General features: G+C 29.8%; 15 protein-coding genes. All 15 read left to right on the forward strand.

Going from position 1 to position 16,998, the window contains the following annotated elements; all coding sequences use genetic code 11:
* The first annotated feature begins 23 nt into the window (after positions 1–23).
* Positions 24–881 (forward strand): universal stress protein, encoded by an 858-nt coding sequence (locus HY951_05155; GenBank protein ID MBI5539425.1) that lies wholly within the window; start codon positions 24–26, stop codon positions 879–881.
* 150 nt (positions 882–1,031) lie between these two features.
* The gene (locus HY951_05160) at positions 1,032–1,682 is read left to right on the forward strand and encodes a BON domain-containing protein (GenBank protein ID MBI5539426.1); all 651 of its coding nucleotides are present in this window, start codon (positions 1,032–1,034) and stop codon (positions 1,680–1,682) included.
* Between the two features lie 116 nt (positions 1,683–1,798).
* Positions 1,799–2,272: a DNA starvation/stationary phase protection protein gene (locus HY951_05165; protein ID MBI5539427.1), complete on the forward strand. Its 474-nt coding sequence runs from the start codon at positions 1,799–1,801 to the stop codon at positions 2,270–2,272.
* A 196-nt stretch (positions 2,273–2,468) separates the two neighbouring features.
* Positions 2,469–3,044 (forward strand): hypothetical protein, encoded by a 576-nt coding sequence (locus HY951_05170; protein MBI5539428.1) that lies wholly within the window; start codon positions 2,469–2,471, stop codon positions 3,042–3,044.
* A 21-nt stretch (positions 3,045–3,065) separates the two neighbouring features.
* Positions 3,066–3,482, forward strand: a complete 417-nt coding sequence (locus HY951_05175; GenBank protein ID MBI5539429.1) for a hypothetical protein — start codon at positions 3,066–3,068, stop codon at positions 3,480–3,482.
* A gap of 204 nt (positions 3,483–3,686) precedes the next feature.
* Positions 3,687–4,430, forward strand: a complete 744-nt coding sequence (locus HY951_05180) for a DUF3494 domain-containing protein (protein ID MBI5539430.1) — start codon at positions 3,687–3,689, stop codon at positions 4,428–4,430.
* Between the two features lie 160 nt (positions 4,431–4,590).
* A complete protein-coding gene (locus HY951_05185) occupies positions 4,591–5,388 on the forward strand; it encodes an OmpA family protein (protein ID MBI5539431.1) in 798 nt (265 codons plus the stop codon).
* A 215-nt stretch (positions 5,389–5,603) separates the two neighbouring features.
* Complete coding sequence (locus tag HY951_05190; protein MBI5539432.1) at positions 5,604–6,389, forward strand: DUF3494 domain-containing protein; 786 nt, start codon at positions 5,604–5,606, stop codon at positions 6,387–6,389.
* Between the two features lie 226 nt (positions 6,390–6,615).
* On the forward strand, positions 6,616–8,550 hold the full coding sequence (locus HY951_05195; protein MBI5539433.1) for a PAS domain S-box protein: 1,935 nt from the start codon (positions 6,616–6,618) through the stop codon (positions 8,548–8,550).
* A gap of 41 nt (positions 8,551–8,591) precedes the next feature.
* Positions 8,592–9,956, forward strand: coding sequence for a response regulator (locus HY951_05200; GenBank protein MBI5539434.1), 1,365 nt, complete (start codon positions 8,592–8,594; stop codon positions 9,954–9,956).
* 4 nt (positions 9,957–9,960) lie between these two features.
* On the forward strand, positions 9,961–10,338 hold the full coding sequence (locus HY951_05205) for an Hpt domain-containing protein (GenBank protein MBI5539435.1): 378 nt from the start codon (positions 9,961–9,963) through the stop codon (positions 10,336–10,338).
* Between the two features lie 24 nt (positions 10,339–10,362).
* Complete coding sequence (locus HY951_05210) at positions 10,363–11,694, forward strand: response regulator (protein MBI5539436.1); 1,332 nt, start codon at positions 10,363–10,365, stop codon at positions 11,692–11,694.
* Positions 11,695–11,738: 44 nt separating this feature from the next.
* Complete coding sequence (locus HY951_05215) at positions 11,739–12,884, forward strand: response regulator (GenBank protein MBI5539437.1); 1,146 nt, start codon at positions 11,739–11,741, stop codon at positions 12,882–12,884.
* A gap of 300 nt (positions 12,885–13,184) precedes the next feature.
* Positions 13,185–13,934 carry a DUF3494 domain-containing protein gene (locus tag HY951_05220; protein ID MBI5539438.1) on the forward strand — a complete coding sequence of 250 codons (750 nt, stop codon included), beginning with the start codon at positions 13,185–13,187 and terminating at the stop codon, positions 13,932–13,934.
* A 37-nt stretch (positions 13,935–13,971) separates the two neighbouring features.
* Complete coding sequence (locus HY951_05225) at positions 13,972–16,884, forward strand: response regulator (GenBank protein MBI5539439.1); 2,913 nt, start codon at positions 13,972–13,974, stop codon at positions 16,882–16,884.
* Positions 16,885–16,998: the final 114 nt, after the last annotated feature.

Here is a 16,998-nt window from a genome sequence, read left to right on the forward strand (position 1 = left end):
TACTTAAATAAAAAAATAAAAACATGAAAACAATTATTGTTCCCTTAGATTTTTCAAAGGAGTCATTAACTGGTTTAAATCAGGCGTTAATGCTGGCAAATACAGTTGGAGCGAATATCCAATTGGTTCATGTTATATTAAAAAATGAAGGCAAAGGTAATGAGATAATAGTAAAAGAGCGACTAGAAGCAAAATTTAAATTTGATAGTATATTAGAAGTTTATAATAAAAAAATTAATTCAAAAAGTTTAATAAATTATACATTAAAAGAAGGCTTAATTTTTAAGGAAACTACAAATCTTTCAGAAAAGTTTGATGATTCACTAATAGTTCTTTCTACTCATGGTGAATCTGGCTTTGAGGAGTTGTTTATCGGTGGAAATGCTTACAAAATAATTTCTCATTCTAAAGTTCCTGTAATTTCTGTCAGAAAAGGAAAAATATCATCTAAAATTAATAAAATCGTATTGCCTTTTGATAATTCGTTAGAAACACGCGAGAAGGTTCCTTATACAGTTAATATAGCAAAACAATTTAATGCAGAAATTCACCTTGTCACTGTGAGGTTGTCAAATTCTAATAGTATTGAAAAAAAATTATTGCAATATGCAGAACAAGCTGCAAGTTACATTGATAAAAATAAAATTCCATATACAATTACTTCTCTTCATGGTGATAATCTCACAGATTTAATTCTTGATTATTCCCATTCTGTAAATGCTGATTTAATTTCTATAATGACAGAGCAAGAAAAAAGTATTTCTAATTTGTTATTGGGGAGCTATGCTCATCAAATGATAAATAAATCGACTATCCCTGTTTTATCTTTTCCTAATTATCAGATACAGGTATTGTCAGAAGACTTTAGTAGTATTGGATAAAATGATACTTGAAGTAAAGAGTTATTAAATTTGAAATTTTACCATTTTAGAAAGTGTGAATGATGTAACAGTTTATAATAATTGTGTAAAGCATTATTTTATTATTATCGTAATCTTTGTTAAATAAAAAATGATTAAAAAGTAAATAATATGAAAAATAATACAGAATTACAAAAAGATGTATACGATGCTATTAAATGGGAACCTTTATTAAAAACTATCGAAATTGGTGTAATTGCAAAAGATGGTGTTGTTACACTAACAGGTCTTGTTGATAGTTACACTAAAAAATCTGAAGCCGAAAGAGCTGCTAAAAATGTTGCTGGAGTTAAAGCTGTAGTTGAAAATATTAAAATACAATTAAAAAGTTTTACTAATAAAAGTGGTAATGATATTGCTAATGAAATTCTAAATGCTTTTAAATGGAGCTGGGAAATTCCAACCGATAAAATAAAAGTAAAAGTTGAAGATGGTTGGGTTACTATTGATGGTGAAGTAAAATGGAACTTTCAGAAAGAAGCGGCAAATAAAGCAGTGAATAATCTTATTGGAGTAAAAGGTGTAACAAATAACATTGCAATTAAGACAGAGACTCATGATGATATAGAAAAGAAAGATATAGAGCGGGCTCTATTACGTAATTGGTCTATTAATGATAAGGAAATCGCAGTAAATGTTTCTGGAAGTAATGTAACATTGAAAGGGATTGTTCATTCTTTATACCAGAAAGATCAGGCAGGTAGAATAGCATGGAATGCACCTGGTGTAATAACTGTAAATAATGAGTTAATAATTGAATAAAAATAGGTTTTCGTAGTAGTTGAGGTTAGACAAAAACGGGAAGGATTCCTTCCCGTTTTTAATATGCAGTTAACATATAATATAATAAAAATTCTATTAATAAACAAATAAATAAAATGCAAACAAATATCGGAATTACAGAAGACAATCGTCAGGAAGTTGTTAATCATTTAGCAAAACTTTTAGCAGATGAATATGTGCTATACACTAAAACACGTAATGCTTATTGGAATGTTGAAGGGAAAGATTTTTTTGAAAAACATGAATTTTTTCATGAGCAATATCTTCAATTAGAGGAAATAATTGACAATGTTGCTGAAAGTATTCGTTCATTAGGGCATTATGCTACAGCATCTCTGAAATATTTTTTAGATTCAACACATCTTTCAGAGTCAAGTAGAGAATTAAATAATAGCCAAGGTTTTATAAAGGAGTTATTGGCTGATCATGATAGTGTTATAATATATTTAAGAGAAAACGTAAACACTTTTGCAAATGAATATAAAGATCTTGTTACAAGTGTATTTATTGTTGGCATTATGAAAGATCACGAGAAAATGGCCTGGATGTTAAGGTCGCATCTTAAATAGAGTTTTACATCTCAATAAATTATATTTATTCTCAGCTCCAATGAATTAAAGGATGCTGAGAATAATATTATTTAATAAGTTATAACATAATGTGTGAAAGATGTAACTCTTTATTAAAGTTATGTAACATTAAAAAAAGAATGATTATCATCTTTGCTTTGTGAAAATTCATTCACGATTTTTAAAAACTAAAAACATGAAAAAGATAATTTTTATTACATTGTTCTTTTTAACGATATTAAGTTTTAATATCTTAGCACAGGACGCAAACACAAATGAAAAATTTGGAAAAACTCTAAACTTAGGATTAGGTGCTGGAGGATATTCTGGTTTTTATGGTTATGTAGGGCACACATTACCTGTTTTACATGCTGATTATGAATTTGACATAGCAAATAGTTTTACGTTGGCACCTTTTGTAAGCTTTTACACTTATAGCAATAGTTACTATTGGGGAAATAACAATTATCCTTATCAATATTATTCTTATCGCGAAACAGTAATTCCAGTAGGTGTTAAAGGCACATATTATTTTGATAAATTGTTAAAAGCTGGTACAAAATGGGATTTTTATCTTGCAGGTTCATTAGGATTTGCTATAGTAAATTCAACATGGGAAAATGGATATTATGGAGATAAAAATTATTATCATCATCCGAGTTCTTTATTTCTTGATGCTCATATTGGAGCAGAATATCATATGACTAAAAGACTTGGTTTGTTTCTTGATTTGTCAAGCGGTGTTTCTACTATTGGTCTTGCAATTCATTAATAATATTTAAAAATTAACAACATGAATAATTTATTTAAATCAATTGCAATCATTGTCTTTTTAGCAATAACAATATTTAGTGTGCCTAGTTGTAAGAAATATTCAGAAGGCCCGTTTTTTAGTTTAATCTCAAGAACTGAGCGTGTTTCTAATACTTGGAAAGTAGATAACTATAAGTTTAACGGAAATGACTACACTTCATTGGTTACAAATTATACCGAAACTTATACGAAAAATGGAAACTATTCATATAACTGGAGTGCTATTTCTGGAACCGGAACATGGGCTTTTCAAAATAAAGATGCTGAAATTAAAATTACTGGAATTGACAATCAGTCAACTGTAACATTGTTCATCATAAAACTCGAAGAAAAACAATTCTGGTATTATTACATGGATGGAACAGATAAAAAGGAATATCATATGATTCAATTGTAATATGTTATTTTAATCAATGACAACAAATGCGGGCCTATTGCCCGCATTTGTCATGTTATAAAGGTATGTTTGTAATTGGTTAAAATAGCTAGGTAAAAGTGTGAAAGATGTAAGTCTTCGAATTATTTGTGTAACATTTAAAATGTAAAAACAAAGCACCTTTGTTTTGTTATAAAAATTCATTTATAACAATAATCAATAAAAATGAAAACAAAAAACATTTTAACAATTATTGCATTTGCATTAGTTGTTATATTAGCTGGATGTAAAAAAGAGGATAATACATCTACTGGTACTAATCCAACTGTTATTCCAATTCAAACAATAGTTCAGCCTATAGTTCCACTTGCCAGTTCAGCTGACTTTGCAATTCTTGCAGGATCTGCAATTACAAGTACAGGCGCAACAATAATTAATGGTGATCTTGGGTTAAGTCCTGGTTCTTCAATTGGTGGCTTTCCTCCAGGTATTTTAGTAGGAACACAACATATAAATGATGCAATTGCTAATCAGGCAAAACTAGATTTAACAGCTGCTTATAATGATGCTGCTGGAAGAACAAGTACAGATATCGTTACATTGTCGGGAAATATTGGTGGGTTAACACTTACTCCCGGACTTTATAAATCAACTTCTACATTAGCTATTTCTTCTGGTGATCTTACTTTTGATGCAAAAGGAAATTCAAGTGCAGTCTTTATTATTCAAATTGCATCAACACTAACTACTACATCCGGACGTAAAGTAATTCTTAGTGGAGGTGCTTTAGCTTCAAATATATTCTGGCAGGTTGGTAGTTCTGCAACTTTTGGAACTACCTCTGTTTTTAAAGGAACAATAATGGCAATGCAATCAATTACTTTTAATACAGGTGCTACACTTGATGGTAAAGCATTAGCAAGAATTGGAGGAATTACAATGGCTGGAAATACTATTGTAAAACAATAAGCAATTAATTGTTATATGAAAAGTGTGTTACTTATTTAGTAATGCACTTTTTATACCTAATAACATGTGTGAATCATGTAAATTATTAATAAAGTAATGTAATAATTACATTATGAAAGGTATGCATTTTTGTAAAATTAATTTCACTAAAAAAACTAAAATGAATAAAACAATCTACTTTATTGCGTTTTTATCCTTTGCCCTAAGCATGCTATTAACATCATGCGGACCAAGTAAAAAACTTTTAGCATCAGAAGCTAAAGCTGATAAATTACAAAAAGACAATGCAATTACACTAAGTCAGCTAAATGAGTGTAATACAAAAGTAAAAACTCTTAATGATGAAAAAGCCACTTTACAAAATGAAAATGCTTTAGTTCAAAAGGATTTAAAAACACTTTCAACAGAATCAAAAATGACTATCGCCGATCAGGCAAAGTTGTTAAAAAACTTTCAGAATATGATTCAATCGCAGAAGGATATAATGTCAAAACTTAAAAATTCAATATCTGATGCGCTAATGAATTATAAAACTGATGAACTGTCAGTTTACATAAAAGACGGAAACGTTTATGTTTCACTTGAAGAAAAACTGCTTTTTAAATCTGGAAGTGATGTTATTGACCCAAAAGGAAAAGAAGCACTTAGTTCACTTGCCAAGGTTCTTAACAGCACAAAAGATATTACTGTAATGATTGAAGGACATACTGATAACGTTCCAATCAAAACAACTTTATTTAAAGATAATTGGGATCTAAGTACAGCCAGAGCCACTTCAATTCTACGTATTTTAACAAAAGACTATAGCTTTGATTCAAATCGCATCACTGCATCAGGTAGGGGTGAATTTCATCCTGTAAGATCAAATGAAACAATTGAAGGACGTGCTGGAAACAGAAGAACAGAGATAATTTTATCCCCTGATTTAAAAGAACTATATCATTTATTATATCAATAATATAATAGTTATTTAAATAATGAGTAAGGAAAACACTGTGCACGAATATACGTGTATGGTGTTTTTTTATTGAATTTTTATAATAATGATTGTTTGGAAATAATTTTATGTGTGAATGATGTAACTCTTTTCAAAAGTTATGTAATAATTATAACTGTATAAGTTCTCAAATTTGTATGTTGTGAAAATTCATTTACAATTTGAAAACAAATAAAATGAAAACAAAAATTATTTTAACTATTGTTGCATTAGCATCAGTTGTTATTTTTGCCGGATGTAAAAAAGAGGATTCAACACCTGCTGGTGTAAATCCTATTGTAATCCCATTACAGACTATAATTCAGCCAACCGTTAATCTTAACTCAACGGTAGATTTTGTCATTCTTGCCGGTTCGTTAATTTCAAACGTTCCAACATCAGCTATTACCGGAGATATAGGATTGAGTCCGGCTGCAGGCAGTAAAATAACTGGATTTGGTGGAGGAGAAATAACCGGAACAACTTACACCGTAGATGCATCTGGTCCAGCTGGCTCGGTACCAAATGCAGTTGGGCTTAGTGCTGCTAAAGGCGATTTGACAACTGCATATAATGATGCTGCTGGACGTACTTCAACAGATATAGTACTTCTTGCTGGAAATATAGGTGGACTTACTTTAACACCAGGTTTATATAAATCAAGTGGATCACTTGAAATATCCTCTGGTAATTTAACATTTGATGCAAAGGGTAATTCTGATGCAGTTTTTATTATTCAGATAGCATCGACTTTAAATACAACCTCTGGGCGTCAGATTATTTTAAGTGGTGGGGCAAAAGCTTCTAATATTTTTTGGCAGGTTGGTACATCAGCAAGTCTTGGAACTACTTCAATATTTAAAGGAACTATAATGGCCGACCAATCAATTTCGATGAATACGGGTGCTGTTATTGAAGGTAGATTGTTAGCAAGAATTGCAGCTGTAACATTAAAAAGTAATACTATTGTAAAACCATTATAATTAGTTGATATCATAAATGGGCGCTGCTTACATAGCAGCGCTCTTTTTATTTTTTTTAGAGTATAGCTATATGTGTGAATCATGTAACATTTTAGAATCTTTATATAACAATTAGGCTTACTAAGTTTTGCATCTTTGATTAAATATATTAATAAGTTGAAAAGCTTGACAGAAAAAAATAAAGTGATTTGTTTAAACGGAAAATTCAATAATAAATAAACTGAAAATGCAAAAAAACGATAAGTCAAGTAAGGTTATAAATAATAATATTTCTGCGCATAAGCAGTTACCCGAATATACCCGTAGTTTGATAGAAGCCAGTCTTGATCCTTTAATAACTATCAATACTGAAGGTAAGATTACAGATTTGAATGAAGCAAAAGTTAACGTTACAGGTGTTTCGCGAGAAGATCTTATTGACTCCAATTTTATAGATTATTTTACAGAACCAGAAAAAGCAATGGAAGTATATAAACAAGTATTTAAAAATGGCTCAATAGCTGATTCTCCTTTAACTTTTATACATATTAACGGAAAGTTTACAGATGTTTTATTTAATGGATCTGTATATAAAGATAATAAAGGAAATGTTCTTGGAGCAGTTGTTGTAGCAAGAGATATTGCAGAACAAAAATTTGCTGCTGAATTAAGTGTAGCTAACAAAGAGCTCCATTTTCAGAATGATGAGAAAGAAAAACGAGCAGCAGAATTAGCCGTAGCTAATAAGGAGCTTGCTTTTCAGAATGATGAAAAAGAAAAACGAGCAGCAGAATTGGTTATTGCAAACAAAGAACTTGCATTTCAAAATGAAGTAAAAGAAAAGCGTGCCGCAGAATTAGTTGTTGCTAACAAAGAGCTCGCATTTCAGAATGATGAGAAAGAAAAACGTGCTGCTGAGTTAGTAATTGCCAATAAAGAACTGGCTTTTCAAAATGATGAAAAGGAGAAACGTGCCGCAGAGTTAGTAATTGCAAACAAAGAGCTTGCTATTCAAAATGAAGTGAAAGAAAAACGTGCTGCAGAGTTAGTCATTGCCAATAAAGAGCTGGCTTTTCAAAATGATGAGAAAGAAAAACGTGCAGCTGAATTAGTAATTGCAAACAAAGAACTTGCTTTTCAAAATGAAGTGAAAGAAAGACGTGCTGCTGAATTAGTAATTGCTAATGAAGAACTGGCATTTCAAAATGATGAAAAAGAGAAGCGTGCAGCAGAATTAGTAATTGCTGATAAAGAACTTGTTTTTCAAAACGAAGAAAAAGAAAAACGTGAAACTGCTAACAAAGAACTTGAAGAATTTAGTTATTCGTTAAAATTAGCATCTCAATACTCATTAAGTCTTATTGAGGCCAGTCTTGATCCATTGGTAACAATTAGTCCGGAAGGAAAAATTACAGACATGAATCAGGCATTGGTTAATATTACAGGTATAGAGCGTGAAAAACTTATTGGCTCAGATTTCTTTGATTATTTTACTGAACAACAAAAAGCACGTGAAGTATATCAGGAAGTGTTTGCAAAAGGCTCTGTTGCTGATTCACCGCTAACACTACGTCATAAAGATGGAAAGCTTACAGATGTATTATTTAATGGATCTGTATATAAAGATGATAAAGGAAATGTTTTGGGAGTTGTTATTGTTGCAAGAGATGTTACTGCTCAAAAATTACTTTCCAAATATTCTTTAAGCCTTATTGAAGCCAGTCTTGACCCATTGTTTACTATAAGTACAGAAGGTAAGATTACAGATATGAACGAGGCAACTGTTAATATTACCGGAATAAAACGTGAAAAATTAATTGGTTCAGATTTCTTTGATTATTTTACAGAGCCACAAAAAGCTCGTGAAGTTTATCAGGAAGTTTTTGCAAAAGGATCAATTGCAGATTCTCCGTTAATACTACGCCATAAAGACAATAAATTAACCGATGTGCTTTTTAACGGATCGGTTTATAAAGATGACAGAGGGAATGTGCTGGGTGCAGTTGTTGTAGCAAGAGACATAACAGAGCAAAAACAACTTGCAGAAAGAGAAATAGCAGGAAGGGAAAAGGAGTTAATGAGAATTGATGAATTGGAAAGATTTAGGAAATTAACTGTAGGAAGAGAACTAAAAATGATTGAATTAAAAAAGGAAATTCAAGAATTAAAAAGTAAAATTTAAATTTTACAAAAAAATATTTAACTCTTTAACAATTAAACAAAGTGCAGGTATCATCTTTTAAAAAAAATAGAATTAGCATAAATCTGGGAAAAATTAATAAAGCTCAGATAAGAAAAGAAGAATTTGTTTCTGAGGAGAGAGTTGATTTACAGAATACTGAAAAAGCTTTATTGAATATTCTTGAAGATTATAGCGAAGAAAAAATCAATATGGAAAATACACAGAGCGCAGTTCTAAATATACTTGAAGATTATACTGAAGCTAAGGAAAAAGCTGAGGAATCAACAAAATTAAAAGAGGCATTTCTTGCTAATATGAGTCATGAAATTCGTACACCTATGAATGCTATCATTGGCTTTTCTGATATATTATTCAAAAGAAATTTAGGTGAACAGGAAAAACAATTTGTAAGAACAATAAAATTAGCAGGAGAGAATTTGCTTACTATTATTAATGACATATTAGATATTTCAAAGATTGAAGCAGGAATGATGACTTTTGAAGATCATATATTCAGCGTGAAAGAAATTTTTAAATCGCTTAATGTTATGTTGATGGAGAAGGCAAAAGAAAAAAATCTGGAATTAGTTTTTACATGTGAAGACGATGTTCCGGAAAGCCTGTTAGGAGATACCACTCGCCTTACACAAATAATTATAAATCTTGCAGGAAATGCTATTAAGTTTACTCATAGTGGAGTTATTAATGTGCATGCCAAGGTTCTTAATAATGACAATGCAATTTCTATGTTAGAATTTTCTGTGACAGATACTGGTATTGGAATTCCGAAAGATAAGCTTGAACAAATTTTTGAAAGATTCCGACAAGCAGAATCTCACACTACAAGAAAATACGGTGGTACAGGCCTTGGCTTAAGCATAGCAAAACAGTTAGTTGAACTTCAGGGAGGAGCTTTGTCTGTTAAAAGTGAATTTAAAAAAGGATCAGTATTTTCATTTTGTATACCATATAAAAAGTCGGAGGAAATCTTACTAGTTTCTGAAATAATTGTTAAAAAGTACAATATGGAAGAACTTTGCAAATTAAATATTTTGTTAGTTGAAGACAGTCATTTGAACGTTGTTTTAATTCTGAGTTTATTTGCTGAATACAATTTAAAATTACAGATTGCTGAAAATGGATTAGTTGGTATCGAGAAAATTAAAGAAAATAATTATGACATAATTCTAATGGATATGGAAATGCCTATTATGAATGGATATGAAGCTGCTACAATAATTAGAAATGAATTAAAAAATAATATTCCAATAATAGCAATGACTGCTCATGCAATGGCTGGTGAGAAGGAAAGATGTTTGAGCTTGGGAATGAATGATTATTTATCAAAACCCATAGATGCAAATCTTCTTTTTGAAAAAATATATGACTTAACCATAAATAAATAACATTATGTTAAAAAACGAAATTATAAATAGCAACGAAAATGTATGTAACCTTAAATACCTTATCGATTTAATGGGAAGCAAAAAGAATTTAATAAAGGGTATAATGGATGCTTTTCTTAATCAGGTCCCTGAGGATCTTAAGCATATAAATGATGCGATTTTAAAAATAGATTACCCTACTATTAAAATATTTGCTCATACAATGAAGTCATCTGTTTCAATAATGGGAATTTCTGTACTGGAACCAATTTTACAAAAAATGGAAGACTTAGCTGAAATAACAACTGATATTGAAGAAATAAAATTCTTAAATGGTAAAGTTATTTTAATATGTAAACAGGCAATGGAGGAAATAGAGAAAGAAAAATTAATGTATATTTAAATAGCTAACAATAGTTACTTTATTATGAATTCTAAAAAACAAATTAATATTTTTATTGTAGAAGATAACAAAGTCTATACAATGGCACTTAAAGCATCAATTGAGATTGCTTTTAAGGATTTGCCTGTTAAAATACACTCATTTGAAACAGGTGAAACATGTTTAAGAAAATTTAAAAATGTTTTGCCTGAGTTAGTAATACTAGATTATAATTTAAATAGTAAATCAATAAATGCAGCTAATGGGCTTCAGGTTCTAGATAAAATAAAAAAAAGCAATAGTAATACAAGCGTTATTATGCTAACAAGTAATGAAAATATTGATATTGCATTAAAATCATTTCATCATGGAGCTTCAGATTACGTTGTTAAAACAAATAACCAATTTAAAAATATTAATATTTCAATTTCAAATTATTTTGCAAATAAAGAACTTGATTTACAAAATGAACGAAGAATAAAAAGAGAGGTAGAACTAATAATCTCAAATAAAGAGCTTGATTTTAAAAACAAGGAAGAAAAAAGAGTTGCTGAATTAATTATAGTAAACAACCAAAAAGCAGAAGTTGAGAAGTCAAAACAAGTAATTGAAAAAAGAAATAAAGATATTACTGATAGTATAAGGTATGCAAAACGTATACAGCAAGCAAAACTACCCAAGAAGGAAGAAATTTATTCGGCACTGTCTAATTGTTTTGTACTATTTAAACCAAAGGATATTGTTAGTGGCGATTTTTATTTTTTTTATAAAAATAATTTATCTCTTTTTATTGCCGCTGCTGATTGTACCGGTCATGGAGTACCTGGTGCATTTATGAGCATGATAGGATCAGAAAAGCTGGCAACTGCAGTTTCGTTAAGTACCGATACATCTGAAATATTAAAGAAATTAAATAAAGGGATTAAAGAATCACTTCGCCAATCAGAGAGTTATGATTCTACCAGAGATGGAATGGACATTGCACTTTGTTCTGTTGATATTAAAAAGCGTATAGTTAAGTTTGCCGGTGCAAACAGACCGCTTTGGATTATTCGTAATGGACACTATGAAATTGAAGAAATAAAAGGAACTAAAAAAGCTATTGGTGGTTTTACTGATGATAACCAGCATTTTGAAAGTCATGACTTGAAATTAAAAAAAGGTGACACTTTTTATATAACAACAGATGGATATTCTGATCAGTTTGGTGGAATAAGAGGGAGAAAATTAATGACCAAAAAATTTAAACAAATTCTACTAGAAATTCAGGATATGACAATGAATGAACAAGAAAAACATTTAAATGATTTTGTAGAGGACTGGAGAGCTGAAGAGGAGCAAGTGGATGATATCCTTGTCATTGGTGTTAGATTGTGATAGGTGTATTAATTATAAATAAAATGTTATAATAAAATAAATAAGTGATAAATACTAAACCACTAATATTAATTGTTGACGATTCACCTTTAAATATAAAGGTACTTAAAAGTGTTCTGAAACAAAATGGCTATAAAGTTTCTTTCGCAACTTCTGGCATTGAAGCTCTTCAATATTTAAAAGAAAAAACTCCTGATTTAATTTTACTTGATATCCAAATGTCAGGAATGGATGGATATGAAGTATGTACGTTGTTAAAGAAAAATGATGTGACTAAAGATATTCCGGTTATATTTTTAACTGCTAATACTAAAACCAGTTATTTGTTAAAAGGTTTTGAGTTAGGTGCAGTTGATTACATTACTAAACCATTTAATTTTTTAGAACTAACCGCCCGTGTTGCTACTCATATTGAACTAAAGAGAGCTAAAGAAAATCTTGAAGAAGAAAAGACAAAAATTGAAACATTAAACACTATACTTCAAAATAAGAATAGTGAACTTATAGAAGCAAATATTGAAATTAAAAAAGAGAGAAATCGGTCAGATGAATTGTTATTAAATATTCTTCCATACGAAACTGCCAAAGAGTTAAAAGATACTGGCAAATCGTTGCCGCAAAAATTTGAAATGGTTACTGTTTTGTTTACAGATTTTAAGGGTTTCACGCAGGTTTCGGAGAAAATGACTCCGGAACATCTAGTTGGAGAATTACATTTAATATTTTCGGAATTTGACAAAATTATTTCCAGATATCCAATTGAAAAAATTAAAACAATTGGTGATTCATACATGTGTGCAGGTGGTTTGCCTACACCAAATTTTACTAATTCGATGGATGTTGTTTTAGCTGCTTTGGAAATGAAAGAATTTATAGAAAATCGTACAACAAAATTCAAAAATAACTCAGATATACCTAATTGGCAAATCAGAATTGGGGTACATACAGGCCCTGTTATTTCAGGAGTCGTTGGAACCAAAAAATTTACTTATGATATTTGGGGTGATACTGTAAACATTGCTTCGCGAATGGAATCCAGCGGAGAAGAAAATATGGTTAATATTTCTAATACTACATTTAAGCTTATTAAAAACAAATTAGTAGAAAATAAAATTTCAGTAACTTATAGGGGCGAGATAGCAGCTAAGAATAAAGGAAAAATAAAAATGTATTTTGTTTATAAGGATTAATTATTAGGCTTTATTTGATGTCAGGTCTTTCGACCTGACATTGTTAAAAATTAAGATTTTGCAATTTATTAATGGCAGTCAGGTCGAAAGACCATGACTGCAAGAAACCCTCTTCAAAAAGAGGGACTTGCCTACCGGCAGGCAGGCAATTGGTTGTACTATTTTATAATTATGTTGGTATTATTTAAGCAGTAATATGTGTGAATCATGTAACTTTTTTCAAAAGTTATGTAAAACAATCTGAAGAAATATGAAAGACCTTTATTTCGTGAAAATTCATTCACACCATGAAACATAAAAATGAAAACACAATTAGACTTATTTAACAAAGCAATTGGATCAATGTATGAAATGATTGGTTATAAAAAAAAACAAAATAAACTTCTGCCTTCACGAACAACTCCTATTTTAATTCCATTTCAAATTACCAAACAACTTTCAGTAATCTTAAATACTGCTTCAGGTTATGCCATACTTGCAGGTTCAGCAGTTAGAAATACAGGTAAAACTGTAATTACCGGTAATCTTGGATTAAGCCCTGGTACTTCTGTTGGTGGTTTTCCTTCAGGAATATTAATCGGGAGTGAACATATTAATGATGAAAGTGCAAATCAGGCAAAAAATGATTTATCTACTGCATATTATGATGCTGCAGGGCGAATGACCGAAGATTTAGTAAAATTATCTGGAAATATTGGAGGATTAACATTAACTCCCGGACTTTATAAATCTCTTTCGTCAATAGCTCTTTCGTCAGGTGATTTAATTCTTGATGCTAAAGGGAACACAGATGCTGTTTTTATTATTCAGATTGCTACAACATTAATTGTTAGAATAGGACGAAAAGTGATTCTGGCTGGAGGAGCTTTAGCCTCAAATATCTTTTGGCAAGTAGGCGGCTCGGCAACTTTTGAAACTAATTCTGTGTTTAACGGGTCTGTTTTATCAATGCATTCTATAACATTAAATACAGGTGCAAAACTTAATGGAAAAATATTTGCAATAAATGGTGCTGTTGTATTAGCTGGTAACACTATTGTAAAACAATAAAATTTCATGATTTAAAATATAATTGAAAGGCAAACAAATGAAGCAAATTAATCTTGATAGAATTAATCTTCTCAACATCCGAAAAATTATTCTGAAAATAGTTCTTGTATTTGGGATTATTGCAGGTTTGTTTTTTATTGCTATAAAAATATCACATGAAAAATTTTCTAAGTTATCTCAGAAGGTTTCATCTATATTAGAACCTAATATTAAACTTGTTGAATTAAAACAAATATCTGTGAGTATTTATAATGCTGAAGCTAATGTAAAAGCTTACGTCATTAGTAAGGATACAGTTTATTTGTTATATTATGAATATTATATTAATAATTTAAACTCAAGGTTAGATACTTTATATTTATTGTCAAAAGAAAGTAAAATTGTTGACGAAAATCAATCAAAGTCCAATCATTTATTTTCAGCACAGATTATCACTTTAAGAAAGCTGATTAAAAACAGAATTGATTTGTTTAATGAATATATTGAATTAAAAACTGGCAAAAATTCTCAGAACGAACTGTTAAAATTGATTCATAAGATAAAAATTAATAAAAAAGAAGTAAAAAATAGTAACGAGCAAAATATTGAAATTCCCAAAAAATCTTTTTTTTCACAAATCTTTTCTTCAAAGAAGAAAAATGAAGAGCAAGTAAATGTTGAATTACCTGTAATATCATCAGATTCATTACAAAAAAATATACTTAAAATAATAATTCAAACACAAAGAGAAGAAAAGATTAATGCTGGTAACAAATTATTAAATGAAATAGATATTTCTCAAAGAGAATATGTTGTAATGAATAATATTTTTTCCATCCTTGAAAACATGGAAGAAAAAGAACTTTTGGAAGGAATAAATAGAGTAAAAATAGCATCAATAGAAACTAATAGACAAATAAGTTTAATAAGCTATTGGTTAACATCGCTGGGTTTAATTTTAGTGCTTATATTTTCGTATTATATATACTATGATATTTTAAGAGTTAAGAGATTTAAAGAACAATTATTACTTGCAAAATCTAATGCAGAAAAAAAAGCTTCAAGATATGCTTTAAGTCTTATCGAAGCAAGTCTTGACCCATTGGTAACAATAAGTTCTGATGGTAAAATAACAGACATGAATGAAGCAACGGTTAAAATTACCGGCATTTCTCGTGAAGAATTGACAGATACTGATTTTTTTGAATATTTTACAGAGTCACAAAAAGCCAATGAGGTTTATCAGGAAGTTTTTAACAAAGGATTTGTAAAAGATTATCCGCTCACACTTCGTCATAAAGATGGCAGTCACACTGAAGTGCTATTCAATGGTTCGGTATACAAAGATGATTCCGATGCCGTATTAGGGGTTGTAGTTGTTGCAAGAGATATAACAAGCCAAAAACTTTTTGAATCTGAACTGATTAATGCAAAAAGTAAAGCAGAACAAGCTACTATAAAAGCTGAAGAGTCAACTAAATTAATTGAAGCATTTCTTGCTAACATGAGTCATGAAATTCGTACGCCAATGAATGCAATCATGGGTTTTTCTGATTTGTTATCAAAAAAGAGCCTGGGAGAAAAAGAAACTAATTATGTAACAATAATAAAATCAGCAGGTGAAAAGCTTTTGACAATAATAAATGATATACTTGATATTTCTAAAATTGAAGCAGGTATGATGTCTTTTGAGGAAGAAGTATTTAGTGTTAAGGAAACGCTGAAGTCGCTAAATGTTTTGCTTATGGGTAAAGCAAAAGATAAGAATATTGAATTGTTATTTACCTGTGATGAATCTGTGCCAAATGTTTTGCTTGGTGATCATACCCGCCTTACTCAAATAATAATAAACCTTGTAGATAATGCTATTAAGTTTACACAAAAAGGAAAAGTTCAGGTATCTGCAAATGTTATCAATAATGTTAACGATACTTATTTAATTGAATTTTCAATAAAAGATTCAGGAATAGGAATTCCTCAAGAAAAACTAGTAAATATTTTTGAGAGATTTAGACAAGCAGAACATTATACAACAAGAATGTATGGTGGAACCGGGCTTGGTTTGAGTATAGCAAAGCAACTGGTAGAATTACAAGGTGGAAATATATCCGTTAAAAGTGAAATAAATGTAGGTTCTATTTTTACATTTTCTATTAGTTACAAAAAAACATCTCAAATTCATTTGAGTCCAGAAACAATTGATAAAAAGTGTAATATGCAAGAATTAAGTAAATTGAGCATATTGTTAGTTGAGGATAGTTTATTAAATGTGCAATTGATACAAAGTTTATTTATTGAAAATAATTTAAAATTACAGATTGCAGAAAATGGAAGTGTTTGTTTAGAAAAACTTAAAACTAATATTTTTGATATTATACTAATGGACATGGAAATGCCGGTAATGAATGGATATGAAGCTGCAACAAAGATCAGAAAAGAACTAAATAACAATATTCCTATCATTGCAATGACGGCACATGCAATGGCAGGAGAAAGAGAAAGATGTTTAGGTATGGGAATGAATGATTATATTTCAAAACCAATTAATTCACTATTACTTTTTGAGAAAATAAATGACTTAACATTTCCTGAAATTTTAAAAAACGAACCGAATATTACTATCTCAAATGTTTGTAATTTTATTAATGCAAATAAAATAGCAAATGGTAAATTGGATGTTTTTAAAGGATTTATGGATGTCTTTTTAAGGCAAGCACCTGCCGACCTACATTGTATTAATGAGGCAGTAGCTAAAGCTGATTATGCAATTATTAAGGATATTGCCCATAAGATGAAATCTTCTGTTTCTATAATGAGTATTTCTATGCTTATACCTGTTTTACAGGAGTTGGAAGAACTAGGTGGGAAGGCTATGGATATTGTTAAGATAAATGAGCTTAATCAGACACTAAATTTAATATATAAGCAGGCAATTGAAGAAGTAAAAATTGAAAGACAAAATTATACTTAAATCGAAAGACGTTATTTAGAATTTAAATAACATCAGAATCAATTCGTAAACTCTATAACCTAAAGGGAACGAATTGGTTTAAATTTTTTTAATCTAACAATGTTTGCAATTATA

It is taken from the genome of Bacteroidia bacterium, assembly GCA_016218155.1.
Lineage (GTDB): Bacteria > Bacteroidota > Bacteroidia > Bacteroidales > GWA2-32-17 > GWA2-32-17.

Coding starts and splice junctions, on each gene's coding strand:
- HY951_05165 (MBI5539427.1), top strand. CDS start 1,799: ATGCAAACAAATATCGGAATTACAGAAGACAATCGTCAGGAAGTTGTT.
- HY951_05190 (MBI5539432.1), top strand. CDS start 5,604: ATGAAAACAAAAATTATTTTAACTATTGTTGCATTAGCATCAGTTGTT.
- HY951_05195 (MBI5539433.1), top strand. CDS start 6,616: ATGCAAAAAAACGATAAGTCAAGTAAGGTTATAAATAATAATATTTCT.
- HY951_05155 (MBI5539425.1), top strand. CDS start 24: ATGAAAACAATTATTGTTCCCTTAGATTTTTCAAAGGAGTCATTAACT.
- HY951_05175 (MBI5539429.1), top strand. CDS start 3,066: ATGAATAATTTATTTAAATCAATTGCAATCATTGTCTTTTTAGCAATA.
- HY951_05220 (MBI5539438.1), top strand. CDS start 13,185: ATGAAAACACAATTAGACTTATTTAACAAAGCAATTGGATCAATGTAT.
- HY951_05205 (MBI5539435.1), top strand. CDS start 9,961: ATGTTAAAAAACGAAATTATAAATAGCAACGAAAATGTATGTAACCTT.
- HY951_05185 (MBI5539431.1), top strand. CDS start 4,591: ATGAATAAAACAATCTACTTTATTGCGTTTTTATCCTTTGCCCTAAGC.
- HY951_05180 (MBI5539430.1), top strand. CDS start 3,687: ATGAAAACAAAAAACATTTTAACAATTATTGCATTTGCATTAGTTGTT.
- HY951_05170 (MBI5539428.1), top strand. CDS start 2,469: ATGAAAAAGATAATTTTTATTACATTGTTCTTTTTAACGATATTAAGT.
- HY951_05160 (MBI5539426.1), top strand. CDS start 1,032: ATGAAAAATAATACAGAATTACAAAAAGATGTATACGATGCTATTAAA.
- HY951_05210 (MBI5539436.1), top strand. CDS start 10,363: ATGAATTCTAAAAAACAAATTAATATTTTTATTGTAGAAGATAACAAA.
- HY951_05225 (MBI5539439.1), top strand. CDS start 13,972: ATGAAGCAAATTAATCTTGATAGAATTAATCTTCTCAACATCCGAAAA.